Annotated in this window: 27 protein-coding genes; 9 read left to right on the forward strand and 18 right to left on the reverse strand. The window is 74.1% G+C overall.

Translation table 11 applies throughout. The features are described 5' to 3' along the window. Positions 1-125: 125 nt before the first annotated feature. Positions 126-1,751, forward strand: coding sequence for a serine/threonine-protein kinase (locus ACZ466_RS09905; protein WP_378292081.1), 1,626 nt, complete (start codon positions 126-128; stop codon positions 1,749-1,751). Between the two features lies 1 nt (position 1,752). Here the strand turns inward: ACZ466_RS09905 and ACZ466_RS09910 are convergent, their stop codons facing one another. From ACZ466_RS09910 to ACZ466_RS09925, 4 genes are all read right to left on the reverse strand, one after another. Further along, positions 1,753-2,274, reverse strand: a complete 522-nt coding sequence (locus tag ACZ466_RS09910; RefSeq protein WP_378292083.1) for a flavoprotein — start codon at positions 2,272-2,274, stop codon at positions 1,753-1,755. Continuing rightward, complete coding sequence (locus tag ACZ466_RS09915; RefSeq protein WP_378292085.1) at positions 2,267-2,461, reverse strand: hypothetical protein; 195 nt, start codon at positions 2,459-2,461, stop codon at positions 2,267-2,269. The genes ACZ466_RS09910 and ACZ466_RS09915 overlap by 8 nt, the downstream gene beginning before the upstream one ends. A gap of 34 nt (positions 2,462-2,495) precedes the next feature. After that, positions 2,496-2,732 carry a hypothetical protein gene (locus tag ACZ466_RS09920; RefSeq protein ID WP_378292087.1) on the reverse strand — a complete coding sequence of 79 codons (237 nt, stop codon included), beginning with the start codon at positions 2,730-2,732 and terminating at the stop codon, positions 2,496-2,498. A gap of 574 nt (positions 2,733-3,306) precedes the next feature. Next, positions 3,307-4,203: a hypothetical protein gene (locus tag ACZ466_RS09925; protein WP_378293475.1), complete on the reverse strand. Its 897-nt coding sequence runs from the start codon at positions 4,201-4,203 to the stop codon at positions 3,307-3,309. 247 nt (positions 4,204-4,450) lie between these two features. On the opposite strand from ACZ466_RS09925, the gene ACZ466_RS09930 reads away from it, so the two are divergent. Continuing rightward, positions 4,451-4,681 carry a hypothetical protein gene (locus ACZ466_RS09930; RefSeq protein WP_378293473.1) on the forward strand — a complete coding sequence of 77 codons (231 nt, stop codon included), beginning with the start codon at positions 4,451-4,453 and terminating at the stop codon, positions 4,679-4,681. A 59-nt stretch (positions 4,682-4,740) separates the two neighbouring features. On the opposite strand, the gene ACZ466_RS09935 is transcribed toward ACZ466_RS09930, so the two are convergent. Beyond that, positions 4,741-6,213, reverse strand: a complete 1,473-nt coding sequence (locus ACZ466_RS09935; RefSeq protein WP_378293471.1) for a tetratricopeptide repeat protein — start codon at positions 6,211-6,213, stop codon at positions 4,741-4,743. A 222-nt stretch (positions 6,214-6,435) separates the two neighbouring features. Between ACZ466_RS09935 and ACZ466_RS09940 the strand changes: the two genes are divergently transcribed. Further along, complete coding sequence (locus tag ACZ466_RS09940; protein WP_378293469.1) at positions 6,436-7,047, forward strand: TetR/AcrR family transcriptional regulator; 612 nt, start codon at positions 6,436-6,438, stop codon at positions 7,045-7,047. Between the two features lie 134 nt (positions 7,048-7,181). On the opposite strand, the gene ACZ466_RS09945 is transcribed toward ACZ466_RS09940, so the two are convergent. The 4 genes from ACZ466_RS09945 to ACZ466_RS09960 form a co-directional block, all read right to left on the reverse strand. Then, entirely contained in the window at positions 7,182-7,490 is a 309-nt protein-coding gene (locus ACZ466_RS09945) for a DUF1330 domain-containing protein (protein WP_378293467.1), read from the reverse strand. 39 nt (positions 7,491-7,529) lie between these two features. Further along, positions 7,530-7,718: a ferredoxin gene (locus ACZ466_RS09950; RefSeq protein ID WP_378293465.1), complete on the reverse strand. Its 189-nt coding sequence runs from the start codon at positions 7,716-7,718 to the stop codon at positions 7,530-7,532. Then, complete coding sequence (locus ACZ466_RS09955; RefSeq protein WP_464043250.1) at positions 7,715-9,100, reverse strand: cytochrome P450; 1,386 nt, start codon at positions 9,098-9,100, stop codon at positions 7,715-7,717. The genes ACZ466_RS09950 and ACZ466_RS09955 overlap by 4 nt, the downstream gene beginning before the upstream one ends. A gap of 217 nt (positions 9,101-9,317) precedes the next feature. Further along, complete coding sequence (locus ACZ466_RS09960) at positions 9,318-9,935, reverse strand: dihydrofolate reductase family protein (RefSeq protein ID WP_378290087.1); 618 nt, start codon at positions 9,933-9,935, stop codon at positions 9,318-9,320. 152 nt (positions 9,936-10,087) lie between these two features. On the opposite strand from ACZ466_RS09960, the gene ACZ466_RS09965 reads away from it, so the two are divergent. Further along, complete coding sequence (locus tag ACZ466_RS09965) at positions 10,088-12,775, forward strand: helix-turn-helix transcriptional regulator (protein WP_378290089.1); 2,688 nt, start codon at positions 10,088-10,090, stop codon at positions 12,773-12,775. On the opposite strand, the gene ACZ466_RS09970 is transcribed toward ACZ466_RS09965, so the two are convergent. After that, positions 12,759-13,289, reverse strand: coding sequence for a S1 RNA-binding domain-containing protein (locus ACZ466_RS09970; RefSeq protein ID WP_378290091.1), 531 nt, complete (start codon positions 13,287-13,289; stop codon positions 12,759-12,761). The two genes, ACZ466_RS09965 and ACZ466_RS09970, sit on opposite strands and share 17 nt — an antisense overlap. A gap of 32 nt (positions 13,290-13,321) precedes the next feature. Here ACZ466_RS09970 and ACZ466_RS09975 point away from each other — a divergent pair, with 32 nt between their 5' ends. After that, positions 13,322-13,996 (forward strand): HAD family hydrolase, encoded by a 675-nt coding sequence (locus ACZ466_RS09975; RefSeq protein ID WP_378290093.1) that lies wholly within the window; start codon positions 13,322-13,324, stop codon positions 13,994-13,996. Between the two features lie 93 nt (positions 13,997-14,089). Here the strand turns inward: ACZ466_RS09975 and ACZ466_RS09980 are convergent, their stop codons facing one another. From ACZ466_RS09980 to ACZ466_RS09990, 3 genes are read right to left on the reverse strand one after another with little or no spacing between them, the layout of a single operon-like run. Continuing rightward, positions 14,090-14,938 carry an FAD:protein FMN transferase gene (locus ACZ466_RS09980; protein ID WP_378290095.1) on the reverse strand — a complete coding sequence of 283 codons (849 nt, stop codon included), beginning with the start codon at positions 14,936-14,938 and terminating at the stop codon, positions 14,090-14,092. Between the two features lie 14 nt (positions 14,939-14,952). Continuing rightward, positions 14,953-15,426 (reverse strand): FMN-binding protein, encoded by a 474-nt coding sequence (locus ACZ466_RS09985; RefSeq protein ID WP_378290097.1) that lies wholly within the window; start codon positions 15,424-15,426, stop codon positions 14,953-14,955. 38 nt (positions 15,427-15,464) lie between these two features. Next, a complete protein-coding gene (locus tag ACZ466_RS09990) occupies positions 15,465-17,129 on the reverse strand; it encodes a ferredoxin reductase family protein (RefSeq protein ID WP_378290099.1) in 1,665 nt (554 codons plus the stop codon). Positions 17,130-17,434: 305 nt separating this feature from the next. Here ACZ466_RS09990 and ACZ466_RS09995 point away from each other — a divergent pair, with 305 nt between their 5' ends. The 3 genes from ACZ466_RS09995 to ACZ466_RS10005 all read left to right on the forward strand — a co-directional run bounded on the left by ACZ466_RS09995 (position 17,435) and on the right by ACZ466_RS10005 (position 20,637). Beyond that, entirely contained in the window at positions 17,435-18,967 is a 1,533-nt protein-coding gene (locus ACZ466_RS09995) for an LVIVD repeat-containing protein (RefSeq protein WP_378290101.1), read from the forward strand. After that, positions 18,964-19,671: a DUF305 domain-containing protein gene (locus ACZ466_RS10000; RefSeq protein WP_378290103.1), complete on the forward strand. Its 708-nt coding sequence runs from the start codon at positions 18,964-18,966 to the stop codon at positions 19,669-19,671. Before ACZ466_RS09995 ends, ACZ466_RS10000 begins: the two co-directional genes overlap by 4 nt. A gap of 117 nt (positions 19,672-19,788) precedes the next feature. After that, positions 19,789-20,637, forward strand: a complete 849-nt coding sequence (locus ACZ466_RS10005; RefSeq protein ID WP_378290105.1) for a shikimate dehydrogenase — start codon at positions 19,789-19,791, stop codon at positions 20,635-20,637. Positions 20,638-20,649: 12 nt separating this feature from the next. Here the strand turns inward: ACZ466_RS10005 and ACZ466_RS10010 are convergent, their stop codons facing one another. The 4 genes from ACZ466_RS10010 to ACZ466_RS10025 form a co-directional block, all read right to left on the reverse strand. Next, entirely contained in the window at positions 20,650-22,173 is a 1,524-nt protein-coding gene (locus ACZ466_RS10010; protein ID WP_378290107.1) for a hypothetical protein, read from the reverse strand. Next, a complete protein-coding gene (locus ACZ466_RS10015) occupies positions 22,173-23,321 on the reverse strand; it encodes an FAD-dependent monooxygenase (RefSeq protein ID WP_464043256.1) in 1,149 nt (382 codons plus the stop codon). Before ACZ466_RS10015 ends, ACZ466_RS10010 begins: the two co-directional genes overlap by 1 nt. 119 nt (positions 23,322-23,440) lie before the next feature. Next, complete coding sequence (locus ACZ466_RS10020) at positions 23,441-24,181, reverse strand: class I SAM-dependent DNA methyltransferase (RefSeq protein WP_378290111.1); 741 nt, start codon at positions 24,179-24,181, stop codon at positions 23,441-23,443. A gap of 65 nt (positions 24,182-24,246) precedes the next feature. Beyond that, positions 24,247-24,879 (reverse strand): hypothetical protein, encoded by a 633-nt coding sequence (locus ACZ466_RS10025; RefSeq protein WP_378290113.1) that lies wholly within the window; start codon positions 24,877-24,879, stop codon positions 24,247-24,249. Positions 24,880-25,087: 208 nt separating this feature from the next. Between ACZ466_RS10025 and bla the strand changes: the two genes are divergently transcribed. Continuing rightward, positions 25,088-26,059 (forward strand): class A beta-lactamase, encoded by a 972-nt coding sequence (gene bla, locus ACZ466_RS10030; protein ID WP_378290115.1) that lies wholly within the window; start codon positions 25,088-25,090, stop codon positions 26,057-26,059. Between the two features lie 49 nt (positions 26,060-26,108). Here the strand turns inward: bla and ACZ466_RS10035 are convergent, their stop codons facing one another. Continuing rightward, the gene (locus ACZ466_RS10035; RefSeq protein ID WP_378290117.1) at positions 26,109-26,747 is read right to left on the reverse strand and encodes an SIMPL domain-containing protein; all 639 of its coding nucleotides are present in this window, start codon (positions 26,745-26,747) and stop codon (positions 26,109-26,111) included. Positions 26,748-26,898 lie beyond the last annotated feature (151 nt).

The following is a 26,898-nucleotide window of genomic DNA, read 5'->3' on the forward strand; positions in this document are numbered from 1 at the left end:
AGCCCCCCGTTCGTACCCCCTCCTTCACCTGCATACCCGGCTTGTCCGCCCCGGCATCGGCGCCACCGAGGCCGAGTTGTTACGGAATGAGGTGTTTGTTGCGGCCGTGGCTCTAGGCTGTGCCCGTGGCGTCTGCGCAGATGGTGATCGATGGGCGTTTCGAGCTGCTGGAGCGGCTGGGAAGCGGCGGGATGGGCACCGTCTGGCGCGCGCAGGACCTCGCCCTCCACCGCGAGGTGGCGCTGAAGGAAGTGCGGGTCGTCGACGCCTCGCTTGAGGACGACCCGGTCCGGGCCGCGAAGATGCGCGAGCGGGTGCTGCGCGAGGCCCGCGCCCTGGCCCGGCTCGACCATCCCAGCGTGGTGACCGTCCACCACATCGTCGACTCGCCCGGCATGGCGCACCCGTGGATCGTCATGGAACTGGTGCGCGGCAGGTCCCTGGAGGACCGACTCCAAGACGGGACGATGGCGCCCGCGGAGGCGGCGGCGGCCGGGCGCGGGATCCTGGCGGCGCTGCGGGCCGCGCACGAGGCGGGCATCACCCATCGCGACGTGAAGCCGGCGAACGTGCTGCTGCGCCAGGACGGGAGCCCGGTCCTGACCGACTTCGGCATCGCGGCGCTGCGCGAGTCGACCCGGGTCACCGCCACCGGTGGACTGGTCGGCTCTCCCCTGTACATCGCCCCCGAGCGGCTGCGCGGCGAGGAGGGCAACCCGGCCTCGGACTTCTGGTCGCTGGGCATGCTGCTGTACGTCGCGGTCGAGGGGCACCATCCGATGCGCCGCGACAGCCCGGTCGCCACGCTCGCGGCCGTCATGAACGGCACCGTCCCGCCGCCCCGCCAGGCCGGGCCGCTGGCCCCCGTCCTGTCCGCGCTGCTGGTGCCCGACCCCGCCGCGCGGCCCGCGCCCGAGCAGCTCGACCGCATGCTCGCGCAGGCGGCCGCCGGCCAGACCCCGGCGGCCGGCCAGGCCCCGATGCGGCCCGCGCACGCGGTGCCGCCTTTCAGACCCGTCCCGCCGGGGCCGAACACCCACCCCGTGGGCGGCACCGACCCGCGCATGGGCCTGCCTCCCGGGCCGCCGGCGGTGCGGCCGCGCAGACGCCGCGCCGCGCCGCTGGTCGCGGTGGCCGTCCTGGCCGTGGGCCTGCTCACCGCGATGCTGGCCACGGTCGTGATCGTGCTGCCCACGCTGGTGAGGGAGACCGGAGAGGCGGCCGGCGACCGGCTCCGTTCCGTCACCGACCGCCCCACCCCGAGCGCCACCGACGCTATGCAGGGCACGGAGACCGCGGGGTCGGGCAGCCTGCTGGCTCCGGCCCGGCTCCGCGCCGTCGTCGCGGCGCTGGAGAAGGCTTCGGGCGGTGTCGAGTTCTCCCGCTTCTCGGTGTACCCGGAACACGCCGCCGCCGAGGCACCCGTGCCCGGACGGGGCAAGCTCTACGACCGGTTCTCCTACAGGGACGGGCAGGCCATCCGTACAGGCGCCGGCGGCACCCTCGGATCCGGCGACGCCACCGTGAAGCTGAGGTCGTTCGCCTGGGACGCGGTGCCGAAGCTGATGAAGACGGCGGAGAGCAAGCTGGGCATCGTCAAGCCGACCAGCCGCTACCTCATCGTGGACCCCGCGTGGGCGTTCGCCGACGACCGGCCCGTGCTGCTGGTCTACCTCTCCGACGCGTACGGCGCGGCGTACCTGGCCGCCGATATGAAGGGCAAGGTCCTGCGCACCTACCCGCGCCGCTGATTCAGGGGCGCTCCAGGGCGTCGAGCCCCGATGCCCAGGGGAACGCCTCCGGATTGCCCTGCGACGGCTCGTGCAGGGTCCGTATGTCCCCGACGACGCGCACGCCCCACTCCTGGAGGCGGTTCAGGTTGACCTCCACCATCGGATGCGCGGCGTGGTACCGGTTGCTGTGCGGGATCACCGCGATCGGCAGCCCGAGCCCGATCGCCTCCACGATGAGCCCGAGCGCCAGGGTGTCGCAGATGCCCGCGCCCCACTTGTTGATGGTGTTGACCGTGGCCGGGGCGACCAGGATGCCCGTCGGGGGCGGCAGCACGTCGGGCTCGTCCGGGGCCTTGTAGTCGGTCCGGACCGGATGGCCGGTCGCCTCGGTCAGGGCGGGGACGTCCAGCCACTTCGTCGCGGCGGTCGTCCCGATCACGCACACGTCCCAGCCGCGCGCGCGTGCGAGGTCGACGGCCTGGACGGCGTACCCCGCGGGCGGGGCTCCACAGCACACCAGGTACAGCACACGGTCACTCATGACGCGACCGTAACCTGCCGGGTCCCCAGAGGAACCGGGCGGTGAGGGCGACCTCGCCCCCGATGGCCAGGTCACGGCCCGCCCAGGCGTTCTCCTCGTCACCGGGGCCCTCGGTCCGGACGATCACGTTCGGCCGGTAGCGGGCGGCCTCCACCAGGCCGCGCGGGCTCGCCGTGCTGATCGCCACCGTATGCGGAATCGGGCTGCCGGGCGCATCCGGTTCAGCCCGCGGAGGCGACGGCCTCCTTCAGCTGTGCGGCGCTCTGGTGGAGACCTCGCGCTTCGGCCGCGTCGGCGAGCCTGCGCAGGTCATCGGGGTCGGTCGCGTGCGCGACGAAGGCGTCCCACAGCGCGCCGGGGCCGGGTTCCGCCTCGCGGAGTCGGCGGACGTGCCGCAGCAGGTAGTCGGCCACGCGGTACCCGGCCACCTCGCCCATTCCGCCGCTCGGCGAGCCCACGGGCGCGAGCGCCCTGACCCCGCCGTTGAGGGGGGTGCTCCTCCCCGCTCAGGCGTGCGCCGAGCAGAACCACCTCGGCCAGCCCCAGCACCGGCCGCCCGTCCGCACCGGCGCCGGCCGCACCGGACGCGGCGCCCGAGCCGGACGCGTAGCGCCGCGACCGCATCGTCGCGATCAGCAGCACCGGGCCCTCGGCGTTCAGCAGCGCGCGCACCGTGGCGGCGGTGAGCCCGTGCGGGCCGTCGAGATACCGTTCCTAAGGACTGTGCATAACTTGCTCAGCCGCGCGCCCCGAACGGTCTTGGACGCACTGGTCCCCGGCGTACTCGACCCCGAGGCGGCGACACGCATCCTGTGCGTGGTCCGTTCCCGGGAGGCCGGTTCCCTACGCGACCTGGCCAGGTGGGCTCGACCAGAGGCGACGGGGAGGCCCCAGACCATCACTCCGGTGGAAAGGGGGCCCCGCACGCTGACATCGAACCCGGCGTCCCAGATCGCGCTACCGAAAGTACAGAGACCAATACAGAAAGTCAAGCCGGATCACTTGATCACCCGCATGTTCACTACACCGACCTCACAGGCGAACAGTTCGCACCCCCTCCAGGTCGTCCAGCCACACCACCACCCGGCCCGCCGGAGGGACGCGGCGGGCGAAGGCGTCGACCTCGGCCGCGTCGCGCGGGTGCAGCACCCACCAGTCCGGCAGCAGGCCCAGCACGGCCTCGTAGGCGGTACGGGTCTTGCCCGCCGACGGCTCGCCCACCAGCAGCACGAACCCGCCCCGCCCGGCCGCGGCCCGCACCCGGGCCCGGAGGCCGCCGGAATCCTCGTCGACATCGCGGGCCACGTAGGAGGGCAGCGCGTCCGCGTCCGCGCCGTCCGCCTCGATCGGACGGTGCACGCCCAGCAGCAGCGGCCGCGCCTCGCGGCTCCTGACCGCGCCCGGCGGGACGCTCCGCTCGCCGTCGGGCCCGCCGCGTCCGGCGTCCGGCGCGTCCCGGCGGGCCGGGCTCGCCTCGGCGGCACGCCACCACCGCTGCCACACCTCCTCGCTGAGCAGGCCCGGCGTGAGGCGGGCCGGGTCGGCGGTACGGCGGCGGGCCTGCTCGATCAGGACCCGTAGCAGGCCCTTCAGCGGCTCGGGGCGCGGCAGGTCGCGCGCGAGCTTCCAGTCGCTGATCCGCTGCGCGGTCACCTTCCAGGCGGCGCCGGGCCAGCGCTGCCGGACGTGCTCGGCGGCCCGCTGCTGGGTCAGGCCCGAGGCCCGCAGCAGTTCGGCCAGGCGCGCCGCGAAGGCGTCCCGCTCGCGGCCCTGCCATTCCCGCTGTTCGGGCGGCCCGGCGCGCCGCGCGTCGAGCTCCTGCGCGCTGAACTCGCGGGCGCTGCGCTCGCGTGCACTGCCCTGCCAGCCGCTCGTGTCCCCGGCGTCCGGAACGCGAGCGTCGTCCCCCGACTCGGCCCTCTCGCGCATCCCGTGCGTGTTCCTCGGTTTCCGTCTCTGGACGCCGCCGCCCCGCCACCGGATCCGGCCGGGATCCGGCCACCGGATCCGGACCGGAGATCTCACCGTAGACCGCCGACCGGCGCTCCCGCCCGCCCACCGCCGAAACCGGATTTCCCGGTGGTCGCCGGCTCGGGCGTAATCGCGGCATGAAGCATGTCCCGGCCGCGCGGGACGCCCCGCGCGGCGGACCGAGTGAATCGAGTGAGGTGAGCCCGTGACCGTCAGCAGCGTCCTGGCCCTGATCGGCTCCATCGTCGTCATCCTCGGCGCGTCCGCGCACGTGCTGGGAGCCTTCGCCGGACTGCTCCGCGCCTGCGTCCCCATCATCCGCGCCGTCCGGGAGCTGCGCACCGAGGCCACCGCCGCCGAGCCCCGGGCCGCCGGCCCGCAGGCGGGGCCCGGTGAGGTGGACGGCCCGCCCGCCGCCGTCGCGGAATCCGAATAGACCGCATCAGGGCCGGCCGGCGACGTCCGCGAGGCGACCGGTGTCCGCCCGGGACGGCGTCAGACCCGGGCGGTCAGGCGGCGCCTGAAGTCGGCGTACCCGGTCTGGATCACCCGGTCGAGACGCTCCAGCTCCTCCGGCTCCGGCTCGCGGCTCAGCTCGACCTGGATCTTGAAGTCGCCGTCCTCGACCGTCACGTCGAACCTGCTCAGCAGCCCCGCGGGCAGCTGGTGCACGACGAACTGCCGGAACGCCTCGGCGACGGCGCCGCCCATGTCGCCGCAGCCGCACGAGCGGCCCTCCGCGATCGCGCCGAGATGGCTGCGGCCGACCACCGCGTCCGGATGGGCCGGGTCCATGCCCGCCAGCGCCTCCGACACGATCGAGCGCGCCTCCTCCAGCCGCTCCTCGTGCTGGAGGAACAGGCCCAGCGCGATCCGCGCGCGGCCGAGCATCTCGTGGTCGGCGCCGCGCAGCGCCTCGGTGACGGCCTCGCGCAGCCGCCGCTCCGCCTCCTCCTTCCGTCCCGCCTCCTTGAGGGCCAGGCCCCAGTTGCGCAGCACCTGGCTGGTCATCTCGGGCCGGTCGATGCGCTGGGCCCGCGCCAGGGCCTGCGCGTACTCGTGCAGCCCGGCGTCGGTGTCGCCCGCGTCGCCGTACGCCATCGCCAGCCCGAGCACGGTCATGAGCGCCTGCTCGTGAGCGCCCTGGCGGTCGTAGGAGGCCAGCACCCGCCGGATCGTCTCGATCCGCATCCGCTGGTCGCCGAGGTGGTGCCCGAGGTTGGCCAGGGTGGACAGCGCGTTGAGGGTGGCCTGGTGGTCGGGGCCGAGCCGGGCCTCCAGCAGCGAGGCCAGATCGGTGAGGACGGCCGCGCCCGTCTGCGGGTCGGCGCGGTCGATCCGGTTCACGGCCTCCAGTGCCATGCGCTCGATGATCTCGTCCGGCAGCGGCTCCAGGCCGGTGAAGGCGGGCCCCTCGGACCCGGCGGCCTTGAGGATCTCCGCCCGCTGCGCCAGCGCCCCGGCGACGCGCTCGTGGCCGTCGCGCCAGAAGGTGGCGACGGTCTCCTCGGCCGCCTCGAGCGCCTCCCGCAGGTCGCCCCGGCGGTAGAGCACGTCGGCCAGCGCCTCCAGGCCGAAGGCGTACCCGGCGTGCTCGCGGCCGTAGAAGGCCATGCGCTCCTGGACGTTGCGGCGCAGCTCGTCCGCGGCCTCGTCCAGGCGGCCGGCGTGCTGCAGCGCCATGCCCAGGTTGAGCCGGTAGGTGATCTGGTCCTTGCGGTGCTCCTGGTCGGCGGGCACCGGACCCGAGCACGCCTGGCGGTAGCACTCGGCGGCGCGGTCGAACTGGTCGGAGTTGAGCAGGACGTGCCCGAGGTCGCACTGGGCCGACGCCCATGCGGGGCCGCCCCGCCCGTGCTCGCGCTCGATCTTCTGGAGCTCGCGCACCATGAGTTCCTGAGCGTCGATCGGGCGTCCCTCGCGGAGGAGCGCCACGGCCATGTCCAGCGGGGTCGGGGGTGAAGTCATGGCCGGGGATCCTACAGCCGGCCCACGACACTCCAGGACGGATCGCGCATTCCGGGTGCGAGATCGGCCGGCCCGCACATATCCGCGCTTTCTGTCCGGCGTTTTTGTTTCCCGCGAAGTCCGGCCGCCTTTATGCGGGTAATGCTTTGCCAGATTGCGGCAATGGAGAATTTGTGCGGCCGCGAAGATGGGCGGGAGGCGGGCCGGGCTACCCTGTGAAATGTGAGTTTTGAGAGCTCTGACGACGAGGCTGGGGCCCGGCTGCTGAAGACGGCCCTCCAGCTCTTCGCGAGCCTCGGCTACGACGGGACCACCACGGACATGCTCGCCGAAGCCGCGGGGGTCACCCGCGAGACCGTGATGAGGGCGGGCGGCAGGGCCGGGCTTTACCACGCGGCCATGCAGCACGCCAATGACGAACTGGCGGAGATCACCCGCGAGGCGCTGACCCGGGTGTCGCGGGACAGAGCGGGGCTGCACGCTTTACTGGACGCCCACATGGACTTCTATTTCGAGCACCCCGAGTCGCTTTTCCTGTGGTCGCATCGAGCGCTGTCCGACGCGGCGGATCTCACCGACATCGAGGAGCGCTACAGCAGGCCCATCTACAGGCTCGTCGCGGACGCCTTCGGAGGCTCGCGCCTGCTGGACCTCACCGACGAGTACCGGATGAGCACGAACATCCTCGACTGGTGCCTGCGGGGGTTCGTCGTCGGAGGCATCCAGAAGTTCGACGGGACCGTGTCCGGCCCCTCGGACCCGCACGCGCGCGAGTCCTTCCGCGCCTCCATGCACCGCCTCATGGAAGCCGTCCTGCCGCCCGAGGCCGGCTGAGCGGGCGGCCTCGGGCACGACGAAGCCCGCGGCAAGGGGGGCACCGCGGGCTTCGACTTACGCGCGGACCGCGCGTCGGCACGGCCGGGCCGCGCCGGGCCAGGCCGTTCCGTGCTCGATGGTGGCGCCGGGACTCAGCCCTTCCCGGGCGCCCCGAAACCGGAGACGATCACGGCGTTGGTGTCGGCCGCGGCCTCACGCAGCTTCTTGGCCTCCTGGTACTCGGGGGACTCGTACCAGGCGCGGGCCGCCTCCACCGACTCGAACTCCAGGACGACGGTCTGGGTGCCGTGCCACTCGCCCTCCAGGACCTGCGGCGTCCGCTCGACCGACAGGACGGTGACCCCGCCGCCGGCCATCGCCGCTCCGGCCGCCCGGCTGTAGGCCTCCATGCCGGCCGGGTCCTTGATGTCCTCGGTCAAGATGACGTACCCCTTGGGCATCGCCCCTCCTCAAGCTGTGCTGGGTGGTTGCCGTGGATGTCAGACGGCCGTGATGGCGCGTTCGGGGCACTGCGCGACGGCGTCGCGCACCGCGTCCTCGAACTCCGCCGGGACCTCGGGGTTCTCCACCACGGTGTAGCCGTCGTCGTTCAGGGTGAAGACCTCGGGGCACAGCGCGGTGCACACGCCGTGGCCCCGGCAGCGGTCGTCGTCGACGGTGACCTTCATCGGCTCTCGCCCTCGCCCTCGGCCGCCACGGTGAACTCCAGCTGGAGGTGGGTCAGGCCGCGCAGGATGTAGGTGGGGATGTAACGGTAGCGGCGTTCGCCGGCCGGGCCGTGCACGCGCTCGGAGATCCTGATGTCGGTCGTGCGGTCCAGCAGCCGCTCGATGGCGACCCGGGCCTCGGCGCGGGCCAGGGGCGCGCCGGGGCAGGTGTGGATGCCCCGCCCGAACGCCATGTGGTGGCGGGCGTTCTTGCGGCCGACGTCGAAGGTCTGCGCGTCGTCGAAGTGGCGCGGGTCGCGGTTGGCGGCGCCGTTGAGCACCATCAGCGTGGTGCCCGCGGGGATGTCCACCCCGCCGACCGTGGTCGGCACGCGGGAGAGCCGGAAGTCGCCCTTGATCGGGCTGTCGGTCCGGAGGGTCTCCTCGATGAAGTTGGGAACGCGGTCGCGCTCCTCGCGCAGCAGCCGCTGCAGGTCGGGGTTCTCGGCGAGGATCCTGAGCGCCGAGCCCAGCAGCCGCACGGTGGTCTCCTGGCCCGCCGCGAACAGGTTGGCCGCCACCCGCACCGCGTCGCCGACGTCGGGGGTCGAGCCGTCCGGGAAGGTCGCGGTGGCCAGCCCGGTGAGCACGTCCCCGCGGGGGTCGCGGCGGCGCTCCTCGATGTAGGTGGTGAAGCGCCCGTACAGGTATTCGAGCGGGGTGTGCGCCAGGCTCTTCTCTCCGGTGCCGCCGATGGCCCCGCCGTCGCCGGGCGGACCGTGCTGCAGCGCGTCGGCGAACTCCTCGCGGTCCTCCTCGGGGACGCCGAGGAGGTCGGCGATGACCCGCAGGGTGAACGGCGCGGCGAACCCGTTGATGAACTCGCCCTCGTCGCCCTGCAGCCAGGTGTCCAGGAGCCCGTCGGCGATCTGCCACATGGCGCCCTCGTTCTCCTTGAGGCGCCGGGGGGTGATCAGCTTCATCAGCAGGCCGCGGTGCGCGGTGTGCACGGGCGGGTCCAGCGTCGGGAGCTGGTCGCTCATCGGCAGCTCGTCGCGGTGCCGCTCGATCAGCTCGGAGACGTCGTCGCCCTCCAGCGGGACGGGGAAACCGGGGAAGGGGCCGGTCACCGACGTGCACGAGGAGAAGGTATCGGTGTCGTTGAACACCTGCACCGCCTCGTCGTACCCCGTCACCATCACCACGTCGTGGTGGCGTTCACGCTGGACCGGGCACTGCCCGCGCAGCGCCTCGAAGTAGGGGTAGGGGTCCTCGACCAGTTCCTCACCCCGGAAGAAGTCGAGCGCCTCGTAGTCCTTCACCGTCAGCACCGTTCCCTTCGACACCGCGACGCGCGTGTCCCGCTTGGTCGTGAGCGACCCGTGCCCGCCCGCGGCGCGCACGCCGGGGCCTCCGGAAACCTCCCCGACGCTTGAAAACTACATTCTCAGCAAGAGCGAAGCAAGCATCCGGATACGAGAACGAGGATCGGCCGAGGTCGCGGCCGGACGGCGCCGCGCCGCCGCCTGGCGCGCTCATCCCCCGCGGGCACCGCACCGAAACCTGGCACGAGATCATGACTGCCTGTTCCGGAGAATGAGCTTCTCACCGACGGCCGGGTCAGCTCCCGGCGGGCTTCCTGTCGTAGGTGAGGCAGATGGCGCCGGTGCCGGAGGTGGACAGGTCGGTCAGCGTCCAGGACGTCTGGGGAACGCCGTCCTCGAACAGGCGCGCACCGCCGCCGACCAGCTCGGGGCACAGGGTGATCGTCAGCCGGTCCAGCTCCCCGGCCGCCACCAGGGCCTTGATGACGCTGACGCTGTTGAGCACGACCATGTCGCCGCCGGGCTCCGCGCGCAGCCGCCGCACCTCCGCGGCCGCGTCGCCGTTCACGATCCGGGAGTTCTTCCAGGGCGCGCCGGTGAGCGTCGAGGAGAAGACGACCTTCTCGACCTCGTCCAGCCACTGCGCCATCTCGCGGTCGCGGGGCTCGGCGCTCTCGTCCTGGGCGACGGCCGGCCAGTAGCCGCCGAAGCCCTCGTAGTTCTTGCGGCCCAGCAGGACCGTGGTGGCCGAGCCCGCCATCCGCACCATCAGGTCGCGCGGCGCGTCGGAGACGGCGTGCGGGCCGATCCAGCCCATGTCGTACTCGCCGCCGCGCCCGTGCACGCGGCCGTCCAGCGACAGGGAGATGTTGGCGATGACCTTGCGGGCCTGGCCGCCGGTGGTGGTCGTCATGGTGGTGCTCCTGTGGTCGGGACGCCCTCGCGGCGCCGTCTCCCTCGATGGTGTCGCCGGCGCGGCCCGGGAACATCTGCCAGGTGGCCGATATGCGCTGGCGCGGTGGCCGAGGTGGGCGCGGCGGCCCGGATGGTGGCAGACTTCCCGCGATGTCCGAGGTCGACCGCGTCCCGCAGGAGCTGACGTCGTTCGTCGGGCGGACCGGCGAGCTGGCGGCGATCGGCGGCCTGCTCGCCGCCGGCCGCGCGCTGACGCTGGTCGGGCCGGGCGGGTGCGGCAAGACCCGGCTGGCGGTCCGCGCCTGCCGGGAGCAGGCCGGGGCCTGGGCCGACGGTGTCTTCTGGGCGGGCCTGGAGCACGAACCGGAGGACGGCGGCGTCGCCCGCGCGCTGGCCGGGGCGCTGGACGTGCCGCTCCCCGAGGGGACGGACCCGTTGCCCGCGCTCGTGCGCGCGCTGCGGGGACGCTCGGCGCTCATCGCGGTGGACAACTGCGAGCACGTCCTGGACGGAGCGGCGCACGTCATCGCCGGGATCCTGGCGGAATGCCCGCACGTGGCGATCCTGGCCACCAGCCGCGCCACGCTCGGGATCGGCGGTCAACGGGTGTGGCGCGTCCCGCCGCTGGACCTGTCCGACGCGCTGAGCCTCTTCCTCGAACGCGCCCGCACGACGGAGGGGACGGAGCTCGGCGCGGAGGCGCGGGCCGGTGCCAGGCGCGTCTGCGACCGGCTCGACCGGCTCCCGCTCGCCCTGGAACTGGCGGCCGGCTGGGCGGGCACGCTGTCACCGGCGCAGATCGCCGACTCGCTGGGCGACCCGTACGCCATGCTGGACGGCGGCGCGCGCACCGCGGCGTTCCGGCAGCGGACGCTCGAAGAGTCGATGCGGTGGAGCCATCGCCTCCTCGACGAGGACGAGCGGGTGCTGTTCCGCTGGCTCGGCGCGTTCGAGCCCGGCTTCGCCTCCGACGCCGTCGCGGGCCTCGCCGCGCTCGGCGGACCGCCGCCGGGGCGCCTGCTGAAGGCCCTGCGCGGGCTCATCGACAAGTCACTCGTCGTCGCCGACACGGCCGGACCCGTGGCGCGCTACCGGATGCTCGGGGTCGTCCGCGCCTACGCGCGGGCCCGCCTGGACGAGGCGGGCGACGCCGACGCCGTCCGCGACCGGCACCTTGACCTCTACCTGTCGCTGGCCGAAGGGCTGGCCCCGCTGCTGGACACCGACAAGGACGCCTGGCGGGCCAGGGCTGGCGCCGAGTACGCCAACATCCGCGCCGCCATCGAATGGGGACTGTCGCGCGACGACGCGGCGCGGGGACGGCGGCTCGCCGCGTCGATGGCGTGGCTGTGGCACCTGGAGGGCCGCGGGCCGGAGGGCGTCCGGCTGCTGCGCCTGGCCGCCGGGCGCGGGGCGGGCGAGCGCGGCGCGTTGCAGGCGGAGGTCCTCGTGGCGCAGGCCCTGGTCGCCGACACCGCGCTCGCGGGCGGGGACGCGTACGAGACCGCCCGGACCGCGCGCGAGCTGGCGGCGGAGGCGGGCGCGCCCGCCGCCGGGCGCCTGGCCGGGTCGCTCGCCGCCATCGGCCTGCTGGCCACGGATCTGGACGGCGCGCACACCGCGGCGATGGCCGTCCGGGACGAGGCCCTGGAAGCGGGCGACGGGTTCGTCGCGGACTCCTCGCTGGCGCTGGCCGGGCTCGTCCACCTGCTCCGCGACGAGTACGCCGAGGCGATCGCCTGCTTCGAGCCCGCCCTGGAGGGGCTGCTGCGCCGCGGCGACCGCGGCGTGGCGTCCTCCAGTCTCGGCTGGCACGCGCTGGCCGCGGCCAGGTCGGGCGACCTGAGGAAGGCGGCCGACCTGGCCGAACGCGCCGTGGCGACGGCCGAGCCGCTGCGCGACTTCCACCGGATCGGCACGGCGCGCGGCGTGCTGGCCGAGGTCCGCGCGCTGCAGGGCCGTGTCGAGGACGCCGCCGACGCGATCGCCCCGATCGACCGTCTCGTGGCGGACTCCGGCGAACCGGTCTTCATCCCCGGCTGGGAACGCGTCAAGGCCCTGCTCGCGCTCGGCCGGGGCCGTCCCGGCCAGGCTGTGGAATGGTGCCGCCGGGAAGGGCGGTGGCGGGCCGAGCCGAAGGACGAGCACCTCGCCCCCGACACCCGGCTGGTGCTGGCGGAGGCGCTGCGGGCCTCGGGCGAGGAGGCCGCCGCGGCGGAGATCCTGGACGGCCTGGCGGGCTCTCCCCTGATCGGCTCGATGCCGCGCGTCCGGGCGGCCGTGGCCGAGCAGAGGGCGGTCCTCGCCCGCGCCGCCGACCCCGAACGCGCGCTCGACCTGCACCACGAGGTCCTGCGGATCGCGTCGGCGCACGGCCTCGTCCTGTGCTGCGCCGACTCCCTGGAGTCGCTGGCCCTCCTGGCACTGCGCCGCGGCACGGGCAAGGCCGCCGGGATCCTGGCGGGCGCCGCGGAACGCGCCCGCTCGGAGGCCGGAGCGGGCCCCGGACCGTCCACGGCCGCCCTGCGCGACGAACTGGCCGCGGACTCGGGCGAGGCCCTCGACCAGGGCCGCTGCATGGAGTTGCGGGACGCGATCTCCTACGCCGCCCGAGCACGCGGGCCGCGGCGCCGTCCCGACTCAGGCTGGGAGAGCCTCACCCCCACCGAGCGGTCGGTCGTCGACCTCGCCGTCCAGGGCCTGTCCAACCCCGAGATCGCCGCCCGCCTGTTCATGAGCAGGGGCACGGTCAAGACCCACCTCGCCCACGTCTACGCGAAGCTCCACGTCGCCAACCGCACCGAACTGGCCCGCCTCGCCACTAACGGGCCAGTTTGAGGGTGCGGCGCTCCAGATCGATCGCGGTGATGACGACGGTGACCCGTTCACCGGGCCGTACGGCGTCGTCCGCCCCCTTGACCAGCCCTTCGACACCGTCGGCCACGCGGACGAAGACGCCGAACGGGACCACCTTGGTGACCGTGCCGTCCAGGCTCTGCCCCGCGTGGTGACGGCGCGCGAACTCCTTGAACGGGTCGGGCCGCAGCGCGCGCAGTGACAGCCGGGCCTCGCCGTTGGTGGTGTCGAACTGCAGGAACTCGCCGGTGACCCGCTGCCCGACCCGCACGATGTCGGCCGGGTCGTCGAAGTGCTCCCAGGCCAGTTCGGGGATGGTCACGAAGCCCACGCCCGGGAAGACGGGATGGTCGGGGCCGTCGTCCAGGTCCACGAACACGCCGAACCTCTCGATGGCGGCCACCGTGCCGGAAAGGACCTCGCCGGGACGCAGCGACGCCAGGAACCCCCAGAGTTCGGGGTGCTCCGTCGCGGCCTCGGGCTGGTCTCCGCTCATGGCCTCCAGCCTTTCATGAGAGGCTCGCGGGTGTGATCGAGGCGGTGCTGTGGGACGTCGATGACACGATCTTCGATTTCTCCGGCTCGGAACGGGCGGGCCTGCTGCGGCATTTCGCGGCGGAGGGGCTGCCGTCCGACGAGGCGGCGCTGGAACGGTGGCGGCGGATCACCGACGCCGAGTACGGGCGGTTCGCGGCCGGGGAGCTGACCTACGAGCAGCAGCGGCGGCGGCGCGTCCGCGGGTTCGTCGGGCGTCCGGTCGGCGACGGCGACGCCGACGCCTGGTACGGCCGGTACGAGGTGCTGTTCGAGGCCGCGTGGACGGCGTTCCCCGACGTGGCCGCGGTACTGGACGCGCTCCCCTACCGGCAGGGCATCCTGTCCAACTCCAGCACCGTCCACCAGGAGCGCAGGATGAGCGCGCTGGGGCTGCGGCACCACTTCGAGGTGCTGCTGTGCTCCGACCGGCTCGGCTGCGCCAAGCCCGACCGCTCCGCGTTCCTGGCCGCCTGCGAGGCGCTGGGCCTTCCTCCGTCCAAGGTCGCCTATGTCGGTGACCGGCTCGATGTGGACGCCGTGGGCGCGCACCGCGCGGGGCTCACGGGCATCTGGCTCGACCGCGCGGGCGCGGAGGCGGCCGTCCCGGAAGGCGTGTTCCGGATCACGGCCCTCGGCGAGCTTTCGGGGCTGCTCTCTAGCCGGTGACGCTGAGCGAGACGGCCATGCCCAGGCCGACGGCCAGCGCCGCGGTGATGAGGATGAGGAAGAACTTGTGCACGGCGGTCCTCCCGGGGCGGGTCAGGGGCGTGGGGCGGACACGGCGAGAACGGCGTCCGCCACGAGGCCGGTTCCGTCCGTGAGGGCGTTTCCGGGGACGGGGGCGGGCTCGTCCGTGGCCACCGGGAACCGGTCGGAGCGGTAGGCGTGGCCGTCGCGGGTGACGGCGGCCGACTGGTACGTCGAGTCGGCCAGCCGCGCCAGCCACAGCAGGCCGTCCGCCCCCATCGCCATCGCGGCCGTGGCGTAGGCATCGGCCACGCCCAGGTCGGGGCCGGTGACGGTCACCGAGCGCAGGGCGCGGACCGGCTCGCCGGTGTGCGGGTCCAGGACGTGGTGGCCGCGCTCGTACGTGCCGGAGGTGGCGACGGCCAGATCGGTCCCGGTCACCACCCAGGCGACCTTGTCCGGCTCCCACGGATGCCGCACCCCGACGCGCCAGGCGCCGCCGGACGCCGACCGGCCCCGGCAGCGGACGTCGCCGCCCGCGTTGATGCAGTGGTTGAGGGAGCCGGCGCGGGCCAGGCGGGCCGAGGCGACCTCGACCGACCAGCCCTTGACGTACCCGGAGGGGTCCAGTCTCCCGGTCGCGCGCGCGTCGAAGTAGCCATCGGTGCGGCGGTGCAGGTCCGCGCAGGCTTCCAGGACGGCGCGCAGGTCGGGCGAGCAGCCGTCGAGGCCGGCCGGCCCGTCGTCGTCGTCGTCGAAGAGGCTGACCTCGCTGTCGGCGCGGTAGGTGCTGAACCTCCGGTCCACTTCGTGCAGCCAGGCGCAGGTCCGCTCGACGAGGCCGGCCAGGTCGCGGCGCGGGAGCAGGTCGGCGATGTCGATGCTGACCGCCGTCCCCATGACGTGCTCGATGTGATGCATGCTCGCGCTCCCGTTCAGGCCCTCGCCGCCGCCAGCGCCGACTGCAGCGAGGCGGTGAACGAGCCGCTGGTGTACGTGGCGCCCGAGACGGTGTCGATCCGGGCGCTCTGGGCGGTCAGGGTCTCCTGCCGGAGCACGGGGATCGCCCGCCGGTTGACCTGCACGGTCTTGGCCGGGGACGTGGCGTGGGTGGCGCTGACCCCGGTGATCCGCCCGCCCGCGACCCTGATGGTGACCTGGATGGGGCCGTGCGGGTTGACCGAGGCCGTGCCCCGGAACACGCCGTTCTTGAGCCCGTTCGCGGCGGCCGCGCCCCCGCCCCCGGCGCGCGCGGTGCCCGACGGGGCGGGTGCGGGGGCGGCCCCGTCCGTCTCGCCCGCGGCCTGGTCGGTCGCGACGGGGTCGGGCGGGCTCGTCCCGAACTTGGCGGCGAGCAGCAGGGCCGTCCCGGTCAGCGTGCCGGCGACGGCCGCGGTGGTTCGGCGCATCTCGTTGTCTCCCAGGGGTCGGTCGCGGCTCAGGGTTCTCAGAACTCGAAGGGGTCACGGTGGATCTGCCGGCGGCGCACCCGCAGCCGGCGCAGTGTGGCGATCGCGGCCTCGACCATGCCGGGCGGGCCGCACAGGTACACGTCGCGGTGCCGCACGTCCGGGACGAGTTCCCGGAGCCCTTCGGGCGTGAGCAGGCGGCGCGGGCCCGGCTCGTCGCGCGAGCCCAGCACGTAGTGGACGGTGAAGCCGCGGCGGCGGGCCAGGCCGCGCAGCTCGTCGCCGAAGGCGATGCCGGAGGCGTCGGCGGCCCGGTAGATGACCACGGTGTCGCTCGGGAGCTCGTCCAGCAGCGCGCGGATCGGGGCGATGCCGCTGCCGCCCGCGATCAGCAGCGTCCGCTGGCGGACGCGGTGGCCGGCGGTGAACGTTCCCGAGGGTCCGGCGGCCAGGATCCTGGTGCCGGGCCGCAGGTGGCGCAGCCGCGCGGTGTGGCCGCCGACCGCGTTGACGGTCAGCCGCAGCCACTGCTCGTTGGGCGCCGCCGACAGCGAGAAAGGGTGGGACTGCCACCAGCCCCCGCCGTTCAGGAACCGCCAGCGGAAGTACTGCCCGGCGCGGGCCTCCAGCCGGTCCAGGCGGCGGCCGCCGACGTAGACGGAGAACATCGTCTCCGTCTCGGGCACGACGTCGATGACGTGGAGCCGGTGCCGCAGGTTCAGCCACAGCGGCTCGACCACCCGGCCCCAGACCAGGCAGGCGATCACCAGGGCGTACAGGCCCGCCCAGTACCAGGCGGCGAAGCCCCCGCGGGAGAGCTCGGCGCCGTTGGCGAACTGGTGCCCGTAGCCCAGGATCAGCACCGCGTACGTGGCCAGGTGCAGCCAGTGCCACAGCTCGTAGGGCAGGCGGCGGCGGACGCCGCGGATCGCCAGCGCGGCGATCGCCACCATGATCCCGGTGGCGGTGAACGCGCCGACCATGCCGTCGTAGGTGGTGAACAGGGTGACGGTCTCGTCGGCGATCGTGACGTCCTCGGTCAGCGCGTAGCCGACCGTGATGTACCCGGCGTGCGCGAGCACCATCACCAGCAGCCACGCGCCCAGGCGGCGGTGCCAGCGCATCAGGTCGTGGCCGCCGATCCAGGTCTCCAGCCAGGCGACCCGGCTCATCATCAGCACCTGCGCCAGGAGCAGGAACCCGCCGCCCAGACCGGTGACCCGCCCGGCCGCGGTGATGACCTCGGCGGGCTCACTGACCGCGCTGGGCGGGGTGTTGAACACCCAGAGCGCGACACTGGCGGACAGCATCGTCCAGAACAGCATGACCACCAGGAGCCGGTTGCCGGCGATCTTCGCGGCGGGCGCCTTCTGCCGTGCGGGCGCGGCCTGCGCTCTGGACGGCCGCTCCCGCCGGGCGAGCGGCTGGTCCCCGTGCCGGGCGTAGCGCGGGGGCTGGGCCCGGGGGTCGTTCACCAGGGGGGCCGTCAGGTTGTCCGGGCTCACGGCAGGACGCGGCGCCGCCCGCTGCGGAGGCGGCCCGTGCGGAGGCGGCCCGTGCGGAGGCGCGCTCGGCGGAGGCCACGCCAGGTCGGGGACGGTGCGGCGCATGGCCGCGGCCCGCCGCCGATCCCGGTCGCCGCCGTACGTGTCGTCGTACGCGGCCGGGGGGCTCGTCGGTGGAACCGTCTTTCCTCCGTGCACGCGATCCTCCGTGAGGGTCCGGGCGCGCGTCACGCCGGGCTGTGCCGGGAGAGCTTCGCCGGAGGCCGTGGTCGTCTGGGGCCTGACGGAAGGTCGTACGGCCGTGCCCGCCCCGGCGGTTCACCGGTCGGATCCGGAGGTGCGCTCCTTTCCGGCTTGTATCGGCGGCCACAAATCCGCCCGGAAATCACTCACCCTGGAGCACTGAACAGATGGCAAGGGCGTGCTTACAGTGGGTCGGCATTCAAAAGAACGCGAGCGTTTCGCTAGGCGTCCGCCGGCCTCCCACCCCCCAGGAGCCTCCCATGAGCACGCCGACCGACCTCGGCGCCCCAGTGCCGGACGCGCCCGCGCCCGCCCCCGTCCAGACCCGGCGTACCGGCAGACGCGCCGCCGGGGCGCTCGCCCTGGCCGCGATCACCGGGTCGCTGGTGGCGGGCGGCGTCGAGCGGGCCGCGGCGCAGGCACCCGTCGACACCACCGTGGCCCGCGCCGACTGCGGGCCGGGCTCGGCGCCCGAGACCGGCCTCCAGGGCCAGGTCCCCCTCGCCGACCGCGAGAGCGGACGCAGCCAGCGCGGTTACGAGTGCAACCTAAAACTGCTCAGCCGCTACCAGGGCCAGGGGCAGGCGACGGTCGGCGCGTCCTACGGCCACTGCCAGTACCTCGGGACGATCCTGCCGAGCGCGGTGTCGGCCAAGCGGCCGGGCGTGAACGTCGTCGACATGTCCGATCCGGCGCGGCCCCGGCTGAGCGACTCGCTGGTCAGCCCCGCCACGCTCGGCGGGACGTGGGAGACCCTCAAGGTGCACGAGGGCCGCGGGCTGCTGGCCGCGGTGTCGGTCGGCCTCCTCAGCGGCGGCTTCTTCGTCTCCGTGTACGACATCAAGACCGACTGCGCCAAGCCCCGGCTGCTGAACGGGATCAACGGCACCAAGCTCACCCTGCCCGGCCTGTTCCCCGGCCACGAGGCCGCCTGGTCCGCCGACGGCCGCACGTACTGGACGACCGGGACGGTGGGCGGCACCATCGCCGCGCTGGACATGTCCGACCCGAGGTCCCCGAAGGTGCTCTACAACGGCTCCACCGGACTGGTCAACCACGGCATCGGCGTGAGCGCGGACGGCAGGCGCATCCACGTCGCCGACATCCCGACCGGCTTCACCACCCTCGACGCCGGCGACATCCAGGACCGCAAGCCGCAGCCGCAGTTGCGCCGCGTCTCCGGGACGACGTGGTCCGACGGGCTGGTCACCCAGCACACGATCCCGTTCACCCACCGCGGGCGGCCCTACATGGTCGCGGTCGACGAGCTGGGGTCGGGCGGCGCGCGGATCCTGGACATGTCCGACGAGACGAAGCCGGTCACCGTGCGGCAGCTCAAGCTGGAGATCAACCGGCCCGAGCACGCCCAGCGGCGCGGGGCCGACACCGCCAAGAACGGGATCTTCGGCTACGACTCGCACTACTGCACCCTCGACCGGCTCGCCGATCCGACCGCGATGGCCTGCGGCTGGGCGCAGTCGGGGATCCGCGTGTTCGACATCCGGGACCTGCGGGCGCCCCGCGAGATCGCCTACTTCAACCCGCCCGCGCAGGTCGGCAAGCGCGACCAGCTGCGGAACTCGGCGCACGCGTTCGTCCCGTTCGGCGCGCACTTCTCCGACATCCTCGAGAACTACCCGGGCAAGCCGCCGCTCTACACGGGCGAGACGGACATGACCGCCGACTGGTGCATGTCGCCGCCGCGCTTCGACGGCGACCGGCTGTGGGTGTCGTGCGACGACAACGGGGCGCTGCTGCTGCGCTTCAGCAACAACGCCTACCCGTTGCGATGAGCGCGCGGGCCGCCGCGGGACGCGTGCTCGCGGCCGTCGGGTTCATGGTGCTGGGCGCGGGGTCGGTGATGCTGCTGCCCGGTGACGGGCCGGCGGGAGGGGCCGCGGCACGGGTCGCGGCCCCCGGCGAGGTCGAGGTCGGGTTCAGCCAGGACATGATCGTCCATCATCAGCAGGCCGTCACGATGGCCCAGGCGGTCCGCGGGCGGACGGGCTCGTCGGTCGCGCAGCTGGCCTCCGCGATGGAGCTCAACCAGATCAAGGAGATCGGCCAGATGCAGGGCTGGCTGGGCCTCTGGAACGCGCCCCAGGTGCCCTCCGGCCCGCCGATGACCTGGATGGCCCCGGACCGCCCCGGCCACACCGGTCACGGGACGGCCGGTCATCGCGCCTCTGGCGGCGGCGGGGGCGGCGGGGGCGGCGGGGGCGGTGCGATGCCGGGCATGGCCACGCAGCAGGAACTGGACCGGCTGGGCCGGGCCAAGGGCCGCGACCTGGACGTGCGGTTCCTGCAGCTCATGATCCGCCACCACGAGGGCGGGCTGGTCATGGCGGCCGCCGCCGCGCGGGACGCCGCCCATCCGCAGGTGCGGGGGACGGCGAGGCTCATGGCCGCCGAGCAGCGCAAGGAGATCGGCCTCATGACCGGCCTGCTCGCCGCCCTGGGCCACCGCCCCCTGCCGTCCCCCGGCGCCCCGGGCTGATCCGGCCGCTCCCGGAGGCGCGGATCGGCCGCGGCACTGCTGATCGTCGCGGCCGTCCGGTAGCATCGGCTTACGAACGTACTAGTTCGTACAACACAGCCGAAGGAGCGGGCCGGGATGACCGCGCATCTGATCGGGCTGATCGGCTCCGGCATCGCCACCTCCCTCAGCCCCGCCCTGCACGAGCGCGAGGCCGACCACCACGGCCTGCGCTACCTCTACAAGATCATCGACCTGGACGACGTGGCCCCGGACGATCCCGGCGAGCTGATCCGCGCCGCCCGCAGGCTCGGCTACACCGGGCTGAACATCACCCACCCCTGCAAGCAGACCGTCATCCCCCACCTCGACGAGCTGTCCCCCGACGCCGCCCGCCTCGGCGCCGTCAACACCGTCACCTTCGACGGCCCCAGAGCCATCGGCCACAACACCGACTGGACCGGCTTCGCGCACTCCTTCGCCCGCGGCCTCCCCGACGCCCCCACCGGCCACATCGTCCAGCTCGGCGCCGGAGGAGCGGGCGCCGCCGTCGCCCACGCCCTCCTCACCCTCGGCGCGGACCGCCTCACCCTCGTCGACACCGACCCCGCCCGCGCCCGCAGCCTCGCCGCCGAACTGGCCCGGCACTTCGGTTCCGGCCGCGCCCGCACCGCCACCACCGCCGACCTGGCCGCCGCCCTCCGGCACGCCGACGGGCTGGTGAACACCACCCCCATCGGCATGACCGCGCACCCCGGCACTCCGCTCCCCGCCGGCCACCTGCACGCCGGCCTCTGGGTCGCCGACATCGTCTACCGGCCGCTCGACACCCGGCTCCTCCAGCGCGCCCGCCGGCTCGGCTGCCGCACCCTCGACGGCGGCGGCATGGTCGTCTTCCAGGCCGCCGACGCCTTCCGGCTCTTCACCGGCCTGGAGCCCGACCCCGACCGGATGCTCACCCACCTGTCCACGCTCGTCACCACCTGACGGGCGCGGACGTCACCGCCGCGCGCACAGGTAGGGGCGGGCCAGGACCAGCGCCAGGGCGGTGAGGACGATCCCGACGTAGACGGGCGCCAGGTGCAGGAGGTCGGTGTAGCCGATGTGCGCGTGCACCGCCACCGGCGGGACGAACCCCACGACCGCCGCCACCGCCAGCGACCACCACAGCCACGCCTCGCCGCGCCGCCAGCCCCAGGCGGTGAGCAGCGTGATCGCCGCGGCGGCGGCCATCAGCGCGCCGCCGAACCCCGCCCGGTCGTGCGCGATGAACGGCAGCAGGCGCGGGTTCGCGGCGCTGAGTTCGCCGGAGGTGGTCTGGAGGAAGGCCAGGTCGCTGGGCACGAACACGTGGGTGAGCCCCACGGTCGAGACGGCCGCGCCCCCGGCGAACAGCCCCACCCCGGTGACGATCAGCAGGAGCTGCCCCAGCAGCGCCCGCCGCCGCTCGGTCTCCGGCCCGTCCGCCGCGAGCGTCCAGCGCGGGAGGACGGGACGCCGCCGCACGGCCACCACGAACATCGGGAACAGCGTGACGGTGACGGCGGTGTGCAGCGGCTCCACGAACCCGAACGCCAGGAAGTAGAACAGCGTCGGGAACGCGATGAACCCGGAGACCAGGTAGGCGTTGCGCGCCCACGGCCACCCGCGCCGGATCCCGCCCGCGGCCAGCCCGGTGTAGAGCACGCCGATGGTCACCATCGTGGCGGCCATGGTGATCCGGTCGTGCTGCAGGAAGTGCACCAGCTGGTGGTTGGCTCCGTGGAGCCCGGCCCGGTCGAGGCCGAGGAAGCCCTGGTCGTACCAGAGCAGGAGCGGGCCGAGGGTGATGGCGGCCGCGCCCAGACCGGCGACGATCATCCCGATCCCGACGCACATCCCCCACCACCACGCGGGCCATCGCCGCGGATCGAGCCCCACCTCGCGCACGCGGGGCGCGGGATCGGTCGGCGTGACCGCCTCGGCCACCCGCTGGAACCAGCCGGGCCCCGCCTCCACCAGGATCTCCGGGGTCGCCAGGACCGCCCCGCCCGGATCGGCGGACAGCGCGGCCAGGGCATCGGCGACGGCGGCGGTCGCGGGCTCGGCCGTCTCCGCGCCGCCGACGGCCAGCACCGCGTCCACATGGGGGGTGAGCGCGGCCGTGACCTCGGGATCGTCCGTCCGCACGAGCACGGGGCACCGCCGCCCGGCGGCGGCCCGGCGCACCGCGTCCACGTCGCCGGGGCCGACCGGCTCCACGACGACCAGACCGGCGCCCTGCGTGGGCAGCGCGCGGACGGCGTCGCGCGCGACGTCCGGCGGCACGACCGCGCCCAGGCGCGACCCGACCGCGATGCCGGCGACGGTCCCGGCCAGCGCGGACGGAGGCGCCGTGTGACCGAACACGGCCTCGATCGTCCGGCGCCCGCCCGGCAGCGAGGTCAGCGTCGCCAGCGCGCGCAGCGCGGCCCGCTGCGAGCGGCGCGTCCCCAGCAGCGCGCCCGCGGGCCCGCGCAGCGGATGGTAGGTCCAGTCGGGCATCAGGCTCTCCAGCCCAGGATCGGTGCCATGGACCGCAGCGTGACCGACGTGGGGAGCAGCCTGGCGGCGACGTTCCGCGCCATGACCGCGGGCGGCCAGGCCACGTTCCCGACGGCGCCCAGGCGGGCCGCACGGCGTGCCACGCGCTGCGTTCTGGGCCGGCGCAGGCGGTCGTAGCGGGCCAGGGCCGCGGCGACGTCCCCGGCGGCGCCGCCGAGGCATTCGGCCAGGACGACGGCGTCCTCCAGCGCCTGGCACCCGCCCTGCCCCAGGTTGGGCGTCATCGCGTGGGCGGCGTCGCCGAGCAGCGCCATCCGGCCGCTGACGAACGTGGACAGGGGCGGCAGGGTGTAGATGTCGTGGCGGAGCACGCCGCCCTCGGGCACCGAGGCGAGCAGGGCGGGGATCGGCTCGGGCCACGCCTCGAACCGGCGGCGCACCTCGGCCCGCTCCCCGTCCGGGGCGGCGCCGCCCTCCGGCGTCGCGGCGGCGCCGAAACAGTAGACGCGGCCGCCGCTCATCGAGGTGAAGCCGAACTCCTCGCCGCGCCCCCAGGTCACGGCGCCGCCGGCGAGCGGTTCGGGCAGCGGCTCGGTCACCATGCGCCAGGCGGTGAACCCGGCGTACCGGGGCGGCGCGGCCGACGGCCACCCGGCGCGCCGCACCGCGCTGCGCAGGCCGTCGGCGCCGATCACGAGCGCGGCCCGCAGACTTCCCCGGTCGTGCTCGGCCACCACCGCGTCGCCGTCGTCGTGCACCCCGGTGATCGTGGTCGACGGGCGCAGCGCCCCGTCCGGCAGCGCCCCGGCCAGGATCCGTATCAGCTCGGCGCGGTGCAGCACGACCAGCGGCGCCCCGAACCGCGCTTCGAGGACGGCGTTGTCGGTACGCGCGAGCCAGCGTCCCGTACGGTCGCGCACGCCGCCGCCGGCCTCGACCGCGCCCACCTCCCTGACCTGGCCGTCCAGGCCGAGCGCGGCAAGGGCCCTCAGGGCGTTGGGCCACAGCGACAGGCCCGCGCCGATCTCGGTGAACTCCGCGGCCCGCTCGCAGACCTCGACCCGCCACCCCCGCCGGGACAGCGCCACCGCCGCGGCCAGGCCACCGATCCCGCCGCCGGCGATCACCGCGGTGCGCTCCGCCATCATCCACTCCCGGCCATCGTCCGCCCCCGGCCCTACATCTACCCGGGTCGTGCGTTCGCCCAGACCGTACTGGCCGACGAAGCCGTAGAGATCACCACGCGGCGGCCGGAGCCGGTCACAGGCTAGGGAGCGGGCTTCTCCCACACCGAGACGTGCCCGCGGCTCTCGCCGGTGAACGGCTCGCGCGTCCAGCCCGCCCAGCGGTCGCGCAGCCGCATCCCGGCCAGCCGCGCCATGAGGTCCAGCTCCGAGGGCCACACGTACCGGAACGGGATCGAGGTGAACGTGCCGCGGCCGTCGACGATCTCGACGTAGTTGGAGCTCATCGACTGGGTGGCGACGTCGTACACGTCATACGCCCACCGCGTCTCCCCCACCTGGAACGGCACGGCGTCCTGGCCGGGCGGGAGCCTGCGCAGGTCCGGGACGCCGACCTCGACGACGAAGCGGCCGCCCGGCTCCAGGTGCCGGGCGACGGTGCGGAAGCAGTCGACCTGGGCGTCCTGCGTCGTCAGGTTCATGATGGTGTTGAAGACCAGGTAGGCGACGGAGAACGAGCCGTCCACGCGGGTGGTGGCGAAGTCGCCGATCGTCACGCCGATCGCGTCGCCGCCCGGCTTGGCGCGCAGCCGCGCGACCATCGCCCGCGACAGGTCGACGCCGTGGACCGGGACGCCGCGGCGGGACAGGGGCAGCGCGATGCGGCCGGTCCCGATGCCCAGCTCCAGGGCCCGGCCGTCGCCGGCCAGCTCCGCGAGGACGTCGACGGCGGGCTCGACGGCGCCGGGCTCGAACATCTCCTTCGACGCCTCGTCGTACGTCGCCGCGACGGACTCGCCGAAGTGGCCATCGTCGTCAACCATCGCCGGGACACTACCCCGGAGGCCCTCCGCGGCGCGCCCGGTTATTTGCGGGACGACCCCGCCGATCAGGCGGGGTCGGCGCGGAGGAGCCGCAGGAACGCCTTGATGCCCGTGATGAGCTCCTGGTCGTCGGTCAGCTGCGCCACGGTGGTCTCGAACCGGCGGCCCAGGGCGTCCAGCCTGCCGTTCAGGTCGGCGGCGGCGCGCCGGCCCGTGAGGTCCACCGCCTCCAGCCGCCGTTCGAGCGTGTGATCGGCCTGGTGGAGGTGCTCGGTGGTGAGCCGCATGGCCTCGACGCGGCCCTCCAGGAAGGTGAGCCGTTCGACCAGGTCGAGGACGTCGTCGCGGGGATACCGGACCTCCCGCAGCATCGTGCCGAGCCGGCTGCGCAGGTGGGCGAACCACGCGTGGGCGGGCCGGAAGAACGTGCTGAGCAGGTAGAAGCCGGCGAAGTAGTACCCGATCACCGCTCCGGAGAAGAAGGCGATCACCGCGACGACGGCCGCGGAGACCGCGTGGCCGCACACGGCGGCCGTCCGGGCCCGCGCCGCGATCCGGCGGGCCTCGGCCTCGCGTTCCGGCGGCACCTCCAGCCCGCGTGCCCGGCCGGCCCCGATCTCCTGAACGAGCCGGCGGGCCTGGAAGTGCACGTTCCACGGCACCACGAGCAGGGCGTAGGCGAGCACGTTTCGGACCATGGGCCCATGGTCGGCGCGCCGGCGGCCCGCGTCATGAGCCCGGGTACTCGACCGCGCATAGGTAGATCCGCCCCCGCGCCCCGTCCGACCTGGGTGGATATGGAAACCCGTATCAGCCGGAGCCCAATATCAGTATTGGACATCACGGAAGGCGCTCTGGTCTGCTCGTGCCGGAACGAAGACAGTCGGCGAGAGCGAGGAATCTGTGATGCGGCACGTCCACCACCGGGGGCTCCGGGCGAAACTCGGGGCCTCCGCCCTGGCGATCACCACGCTGTTCGCCGGAGCGGCCTGCGGCGCCGGGACCTCGACCGCCGGCGAGCGCGCGGCGCGCACCGGGACCACCGTCCAGCAGGGCCCCTCGACTCAGGCAGACGTCGCCAAGGAGTTGCGCAGCCTGGAGACCTCCTACCAGGGACGGATCGGCGCGTTCGCCATCGACACGGCCACCGGCAGGAGCGTGGGCTACCGGACGCACGAGCGCTTCCCCAGCAACTCCTCCTTCAAGGCGATCCTGTGCGGCGCGATCCTGCACAGGTCGCGCACCGCCGATCCGGGCCTGCTGGACCGCACGCTGCGCTGGTCGGCGGACGACGTGGTCTCGCACTCCCCCGTCACCGGGCTCAAGGAGAACATCGAGAACGGCCTGACCTCCGCGCGGCTCTGCCACGCGACCATCACCACCAGCGACAACACGGCCGCGAACGTGCTGCTGAAGCAGATCGGCGGCCCGCCCGGGCTCACCCGCTTCTACCGCTCCCTCGGCGACCCGGTCGGACGGCTCGACCGCTGGGAGACCGATCTCAACATCTGGGCGCCCGGCGAGAAGCGCGACACCATCATGCCCGCGTTCATGGCCGCCGACCTGCGCAAGCTGACGCTCGGCCCGGCCCTCGTCGCGCAGGACAGCAAGCGCCTCAACGACTGGCTGCGCGCCAACACCACCGGCGACAAGCGCATCCGCGCGGGCCTTCCCGAGGGCTGGACCGTCGGTGACAAGACCGGGACCGGCGGCGTGTACGGGGCCGCGTCCGACATCGCGATCGCCTGGCCGCCGTCCGGCGCACCGCTGATCATCGCCGTCTACACCAACCGGAACACCGAGGACGGCGCCGTCGACGACACCGTCTTCGCCAAGACCACGACCGTGCTGGCGCGCGGCCTCGGCAAGATCTCCTGACCGCCCCCGCCCTTCAGGCCGGCTCCCCGCGGGGGCCGGCCTGCGCGGCTCAGCCGTGGGCGATGGCGAACCCGAGGACGACCGCCGCCGAGACCACCACGTGCCCCGGGGCCAGGTCCTCCCCGGACGCGGCGCCGGCCGACGAGTGGCTCATGTAACGCTCGGTGCCGACCTGCTCGGGGTCGACGTCGTCGATGTGCAGGACGGCGCCCAGCCGCACCCCGGCGGCCTCCGCGTACAGCTCGGCCTTCCTGCGCGCCGCCTTGACCGCCTTCCGGCGGGCCTCGGCCCGCATCTCGCCCTTGCCGGTCACGTCGAAGTCGACGGCCTCGATCTCGTTCGCTCCGGCGTCGACCAGATCGACCAGAAGGGGCTGCACGTCCTCCAGGTTCCCGGACTCGACGGAGAACGCGGCCTGGCACTGGTAGCCGAGGAACTTGCGCTCCGTCCCATAGGCCCACGAACTCTTGAGGCCCAGCCGGGACCGTTCGACGGCGGAGTCGGGCACCCCGTGCCGGCGCAGCGTCTCCCGCACCGCCTGCACGGCGCGGTTGGCCGAGGCGAACGCCTCGGACGGCGTCTGCTCCAGGCGGACGACCATGAACCTGGCCCGCACCAGGTCGGGCATCGCCTTCACGCTGGCCGCGCCGTAGGCGGCCACACCCCACGGTTTCCGCACCATCTGCATGCCGATGATCTAAGCAGTCCCCCCGGCCCCCCGATCCGCGAACGGACAAATCCCCCGCCCGGCGGACTGATCTCCCTGGTCGGCGGGGTGCGGTGGTTCAATGGGAGGGACGGCCCGGCGGCCGCCGGGCGTGATGGTCCGCGAGGTTCGG

It is taken from the genome of Actinomadura rugatobispora, from assembly GCF_055379765.1.

Bases quoted from the DNA above. Each gene is read 5' to 3' on its own strand.
- ACZ466_RS09950 (WP_378293465.1), bottom strand. From the start codon at position 7,718: ATGAAGGTCACCGTCGACGACGACCGCTGCCGGGGCCACGGCGTGTGC.
- ACZ466_RS10010 (WP_378290107.1), bottom strand. From the start codon at position 22,173: ATGCCCGACTGGACCTACCATCCGCTGCGCGGGCCCGCGGGCGCGCTG.
- ACZ466_RS10015 (WP_464043256.1), bottom strand. From the start codon at position 23,321: ATGATGGCGGAGCGCACCGCGGTGATCGCCGGCGGCGGGATCGGTGGC.
- ACZ466_RS09970 (WP_378290091.1), bottom strand. From the start codon at position 13,289: ATGAGCGGAGACCAGCCCGAGGCCGCGACGGAGCACCCCGAACTCTGG.
- ACZ466_RS10035 (WP_378290117.1), bottom strand. From the start codon at position 26,747: ATGCAGATGGTGCGGAAACCGTGGGGTGTGGCCGCCTACGGCGCGGCC.
- ACZ466_RS09910 (WP_378292083.1), bottom strand. From the start codon at position 2,274: ATGAGTGACCGTGTGCTGTACCTGGTGTGCTGTGGAGCCCCGCCCGCG.
- ACZ466_RS10005 (WP_378290105.1), top strand. From the start codon at position 19,789: ATGACCGCGCATCTGATCGGGCTGATCGGCTCCGGCATCGCCACCTCC.
- bla (WP_378290115.1), top strand. From the start codon at position 25,088: ATGCGGCACGTCCACCACCGGGGGCTCCGGGCGAAACTCGGGGCCTCC.
- ACZ466_RS10020 (WP_378290111.1), bottom strand. From the start codon at position 24,181: ATGGTTGACGACGATGGCCACTTCGGCGAGTCCGTCGCGGCGACGTAC.
- ACZ466_RS09965 (WP_378290089.1), top strand. From the start codon at position 10,088: ATGTCCGAGGTCGACCGCGTCCCGCAGGAGCTGACGTCGTTCGTCGGG.
- ACZ466_RS09945 (WP_378293467.1), bottom strand. From the start codon at position 7,490: ATGCCCAAGGGGTACGTCATCTTGACCGAGGACATCAAGGACCCGGCC.
- ACZ466_RS10025 (WP_378290113.1), bottom strand. From the start codon at position 24,879: ATGGTCCGAAACGTGCTCGCCTACGCCCTGCTCGTGGTGCCGTGGAAC.
- ACZ466_RS10000 (WP_378290103.1), top strand. From the start codon at position 18,964: ATGAGCGCGCGGGCCGCCGCGGGACGCGTGCTCGCGGCCGTCGGGTTC.
- ACZ466_RS09925 (WP_378293475.1), bottom strand. From the start codon at position 4,203: ATGCGCGAGAGGGCCGAGTCGGGGGACGACGCTCGCGTTCCGGACGCC.
- ACZ466_RS09980 (WP_378290095.1), bottom strand. From the start codon at position 14,938: ATGCATCACATCGAGCACGTCATGGGGACGGCGGTCAGCATCGACATC.
- ACZ466_RS09935 (WP_378293471.1), bottom strand. From the start codon at position 6,213: ATGACTTCACCCCCGACCCCGCTGGACATGGCCGTGGCGCTCCTCCGC.
- ACZ466_RS09960 (WP_378290087.1), bottom strand. From the start codon at position 9,935: ATGACGACCACCACCGGCGGCCAGGCCCGCAAGGTCATCGCCAACATC.
- ACZ466_RS09985 (WP_378290097.1), bottom strand. From the start codon at position 15,426: ATGCGCCGAACCACCGCGGCCGTCGCCGGCACGCTGACCGGGACGGCC.
- ACZ466_RS09995 (WP_378290101.1), top strand. From the start codon at position 17,435: ATGAGCACGCCGACCGACCTCGGCGCCCCAGTGCCGGACGCGCCCGCG.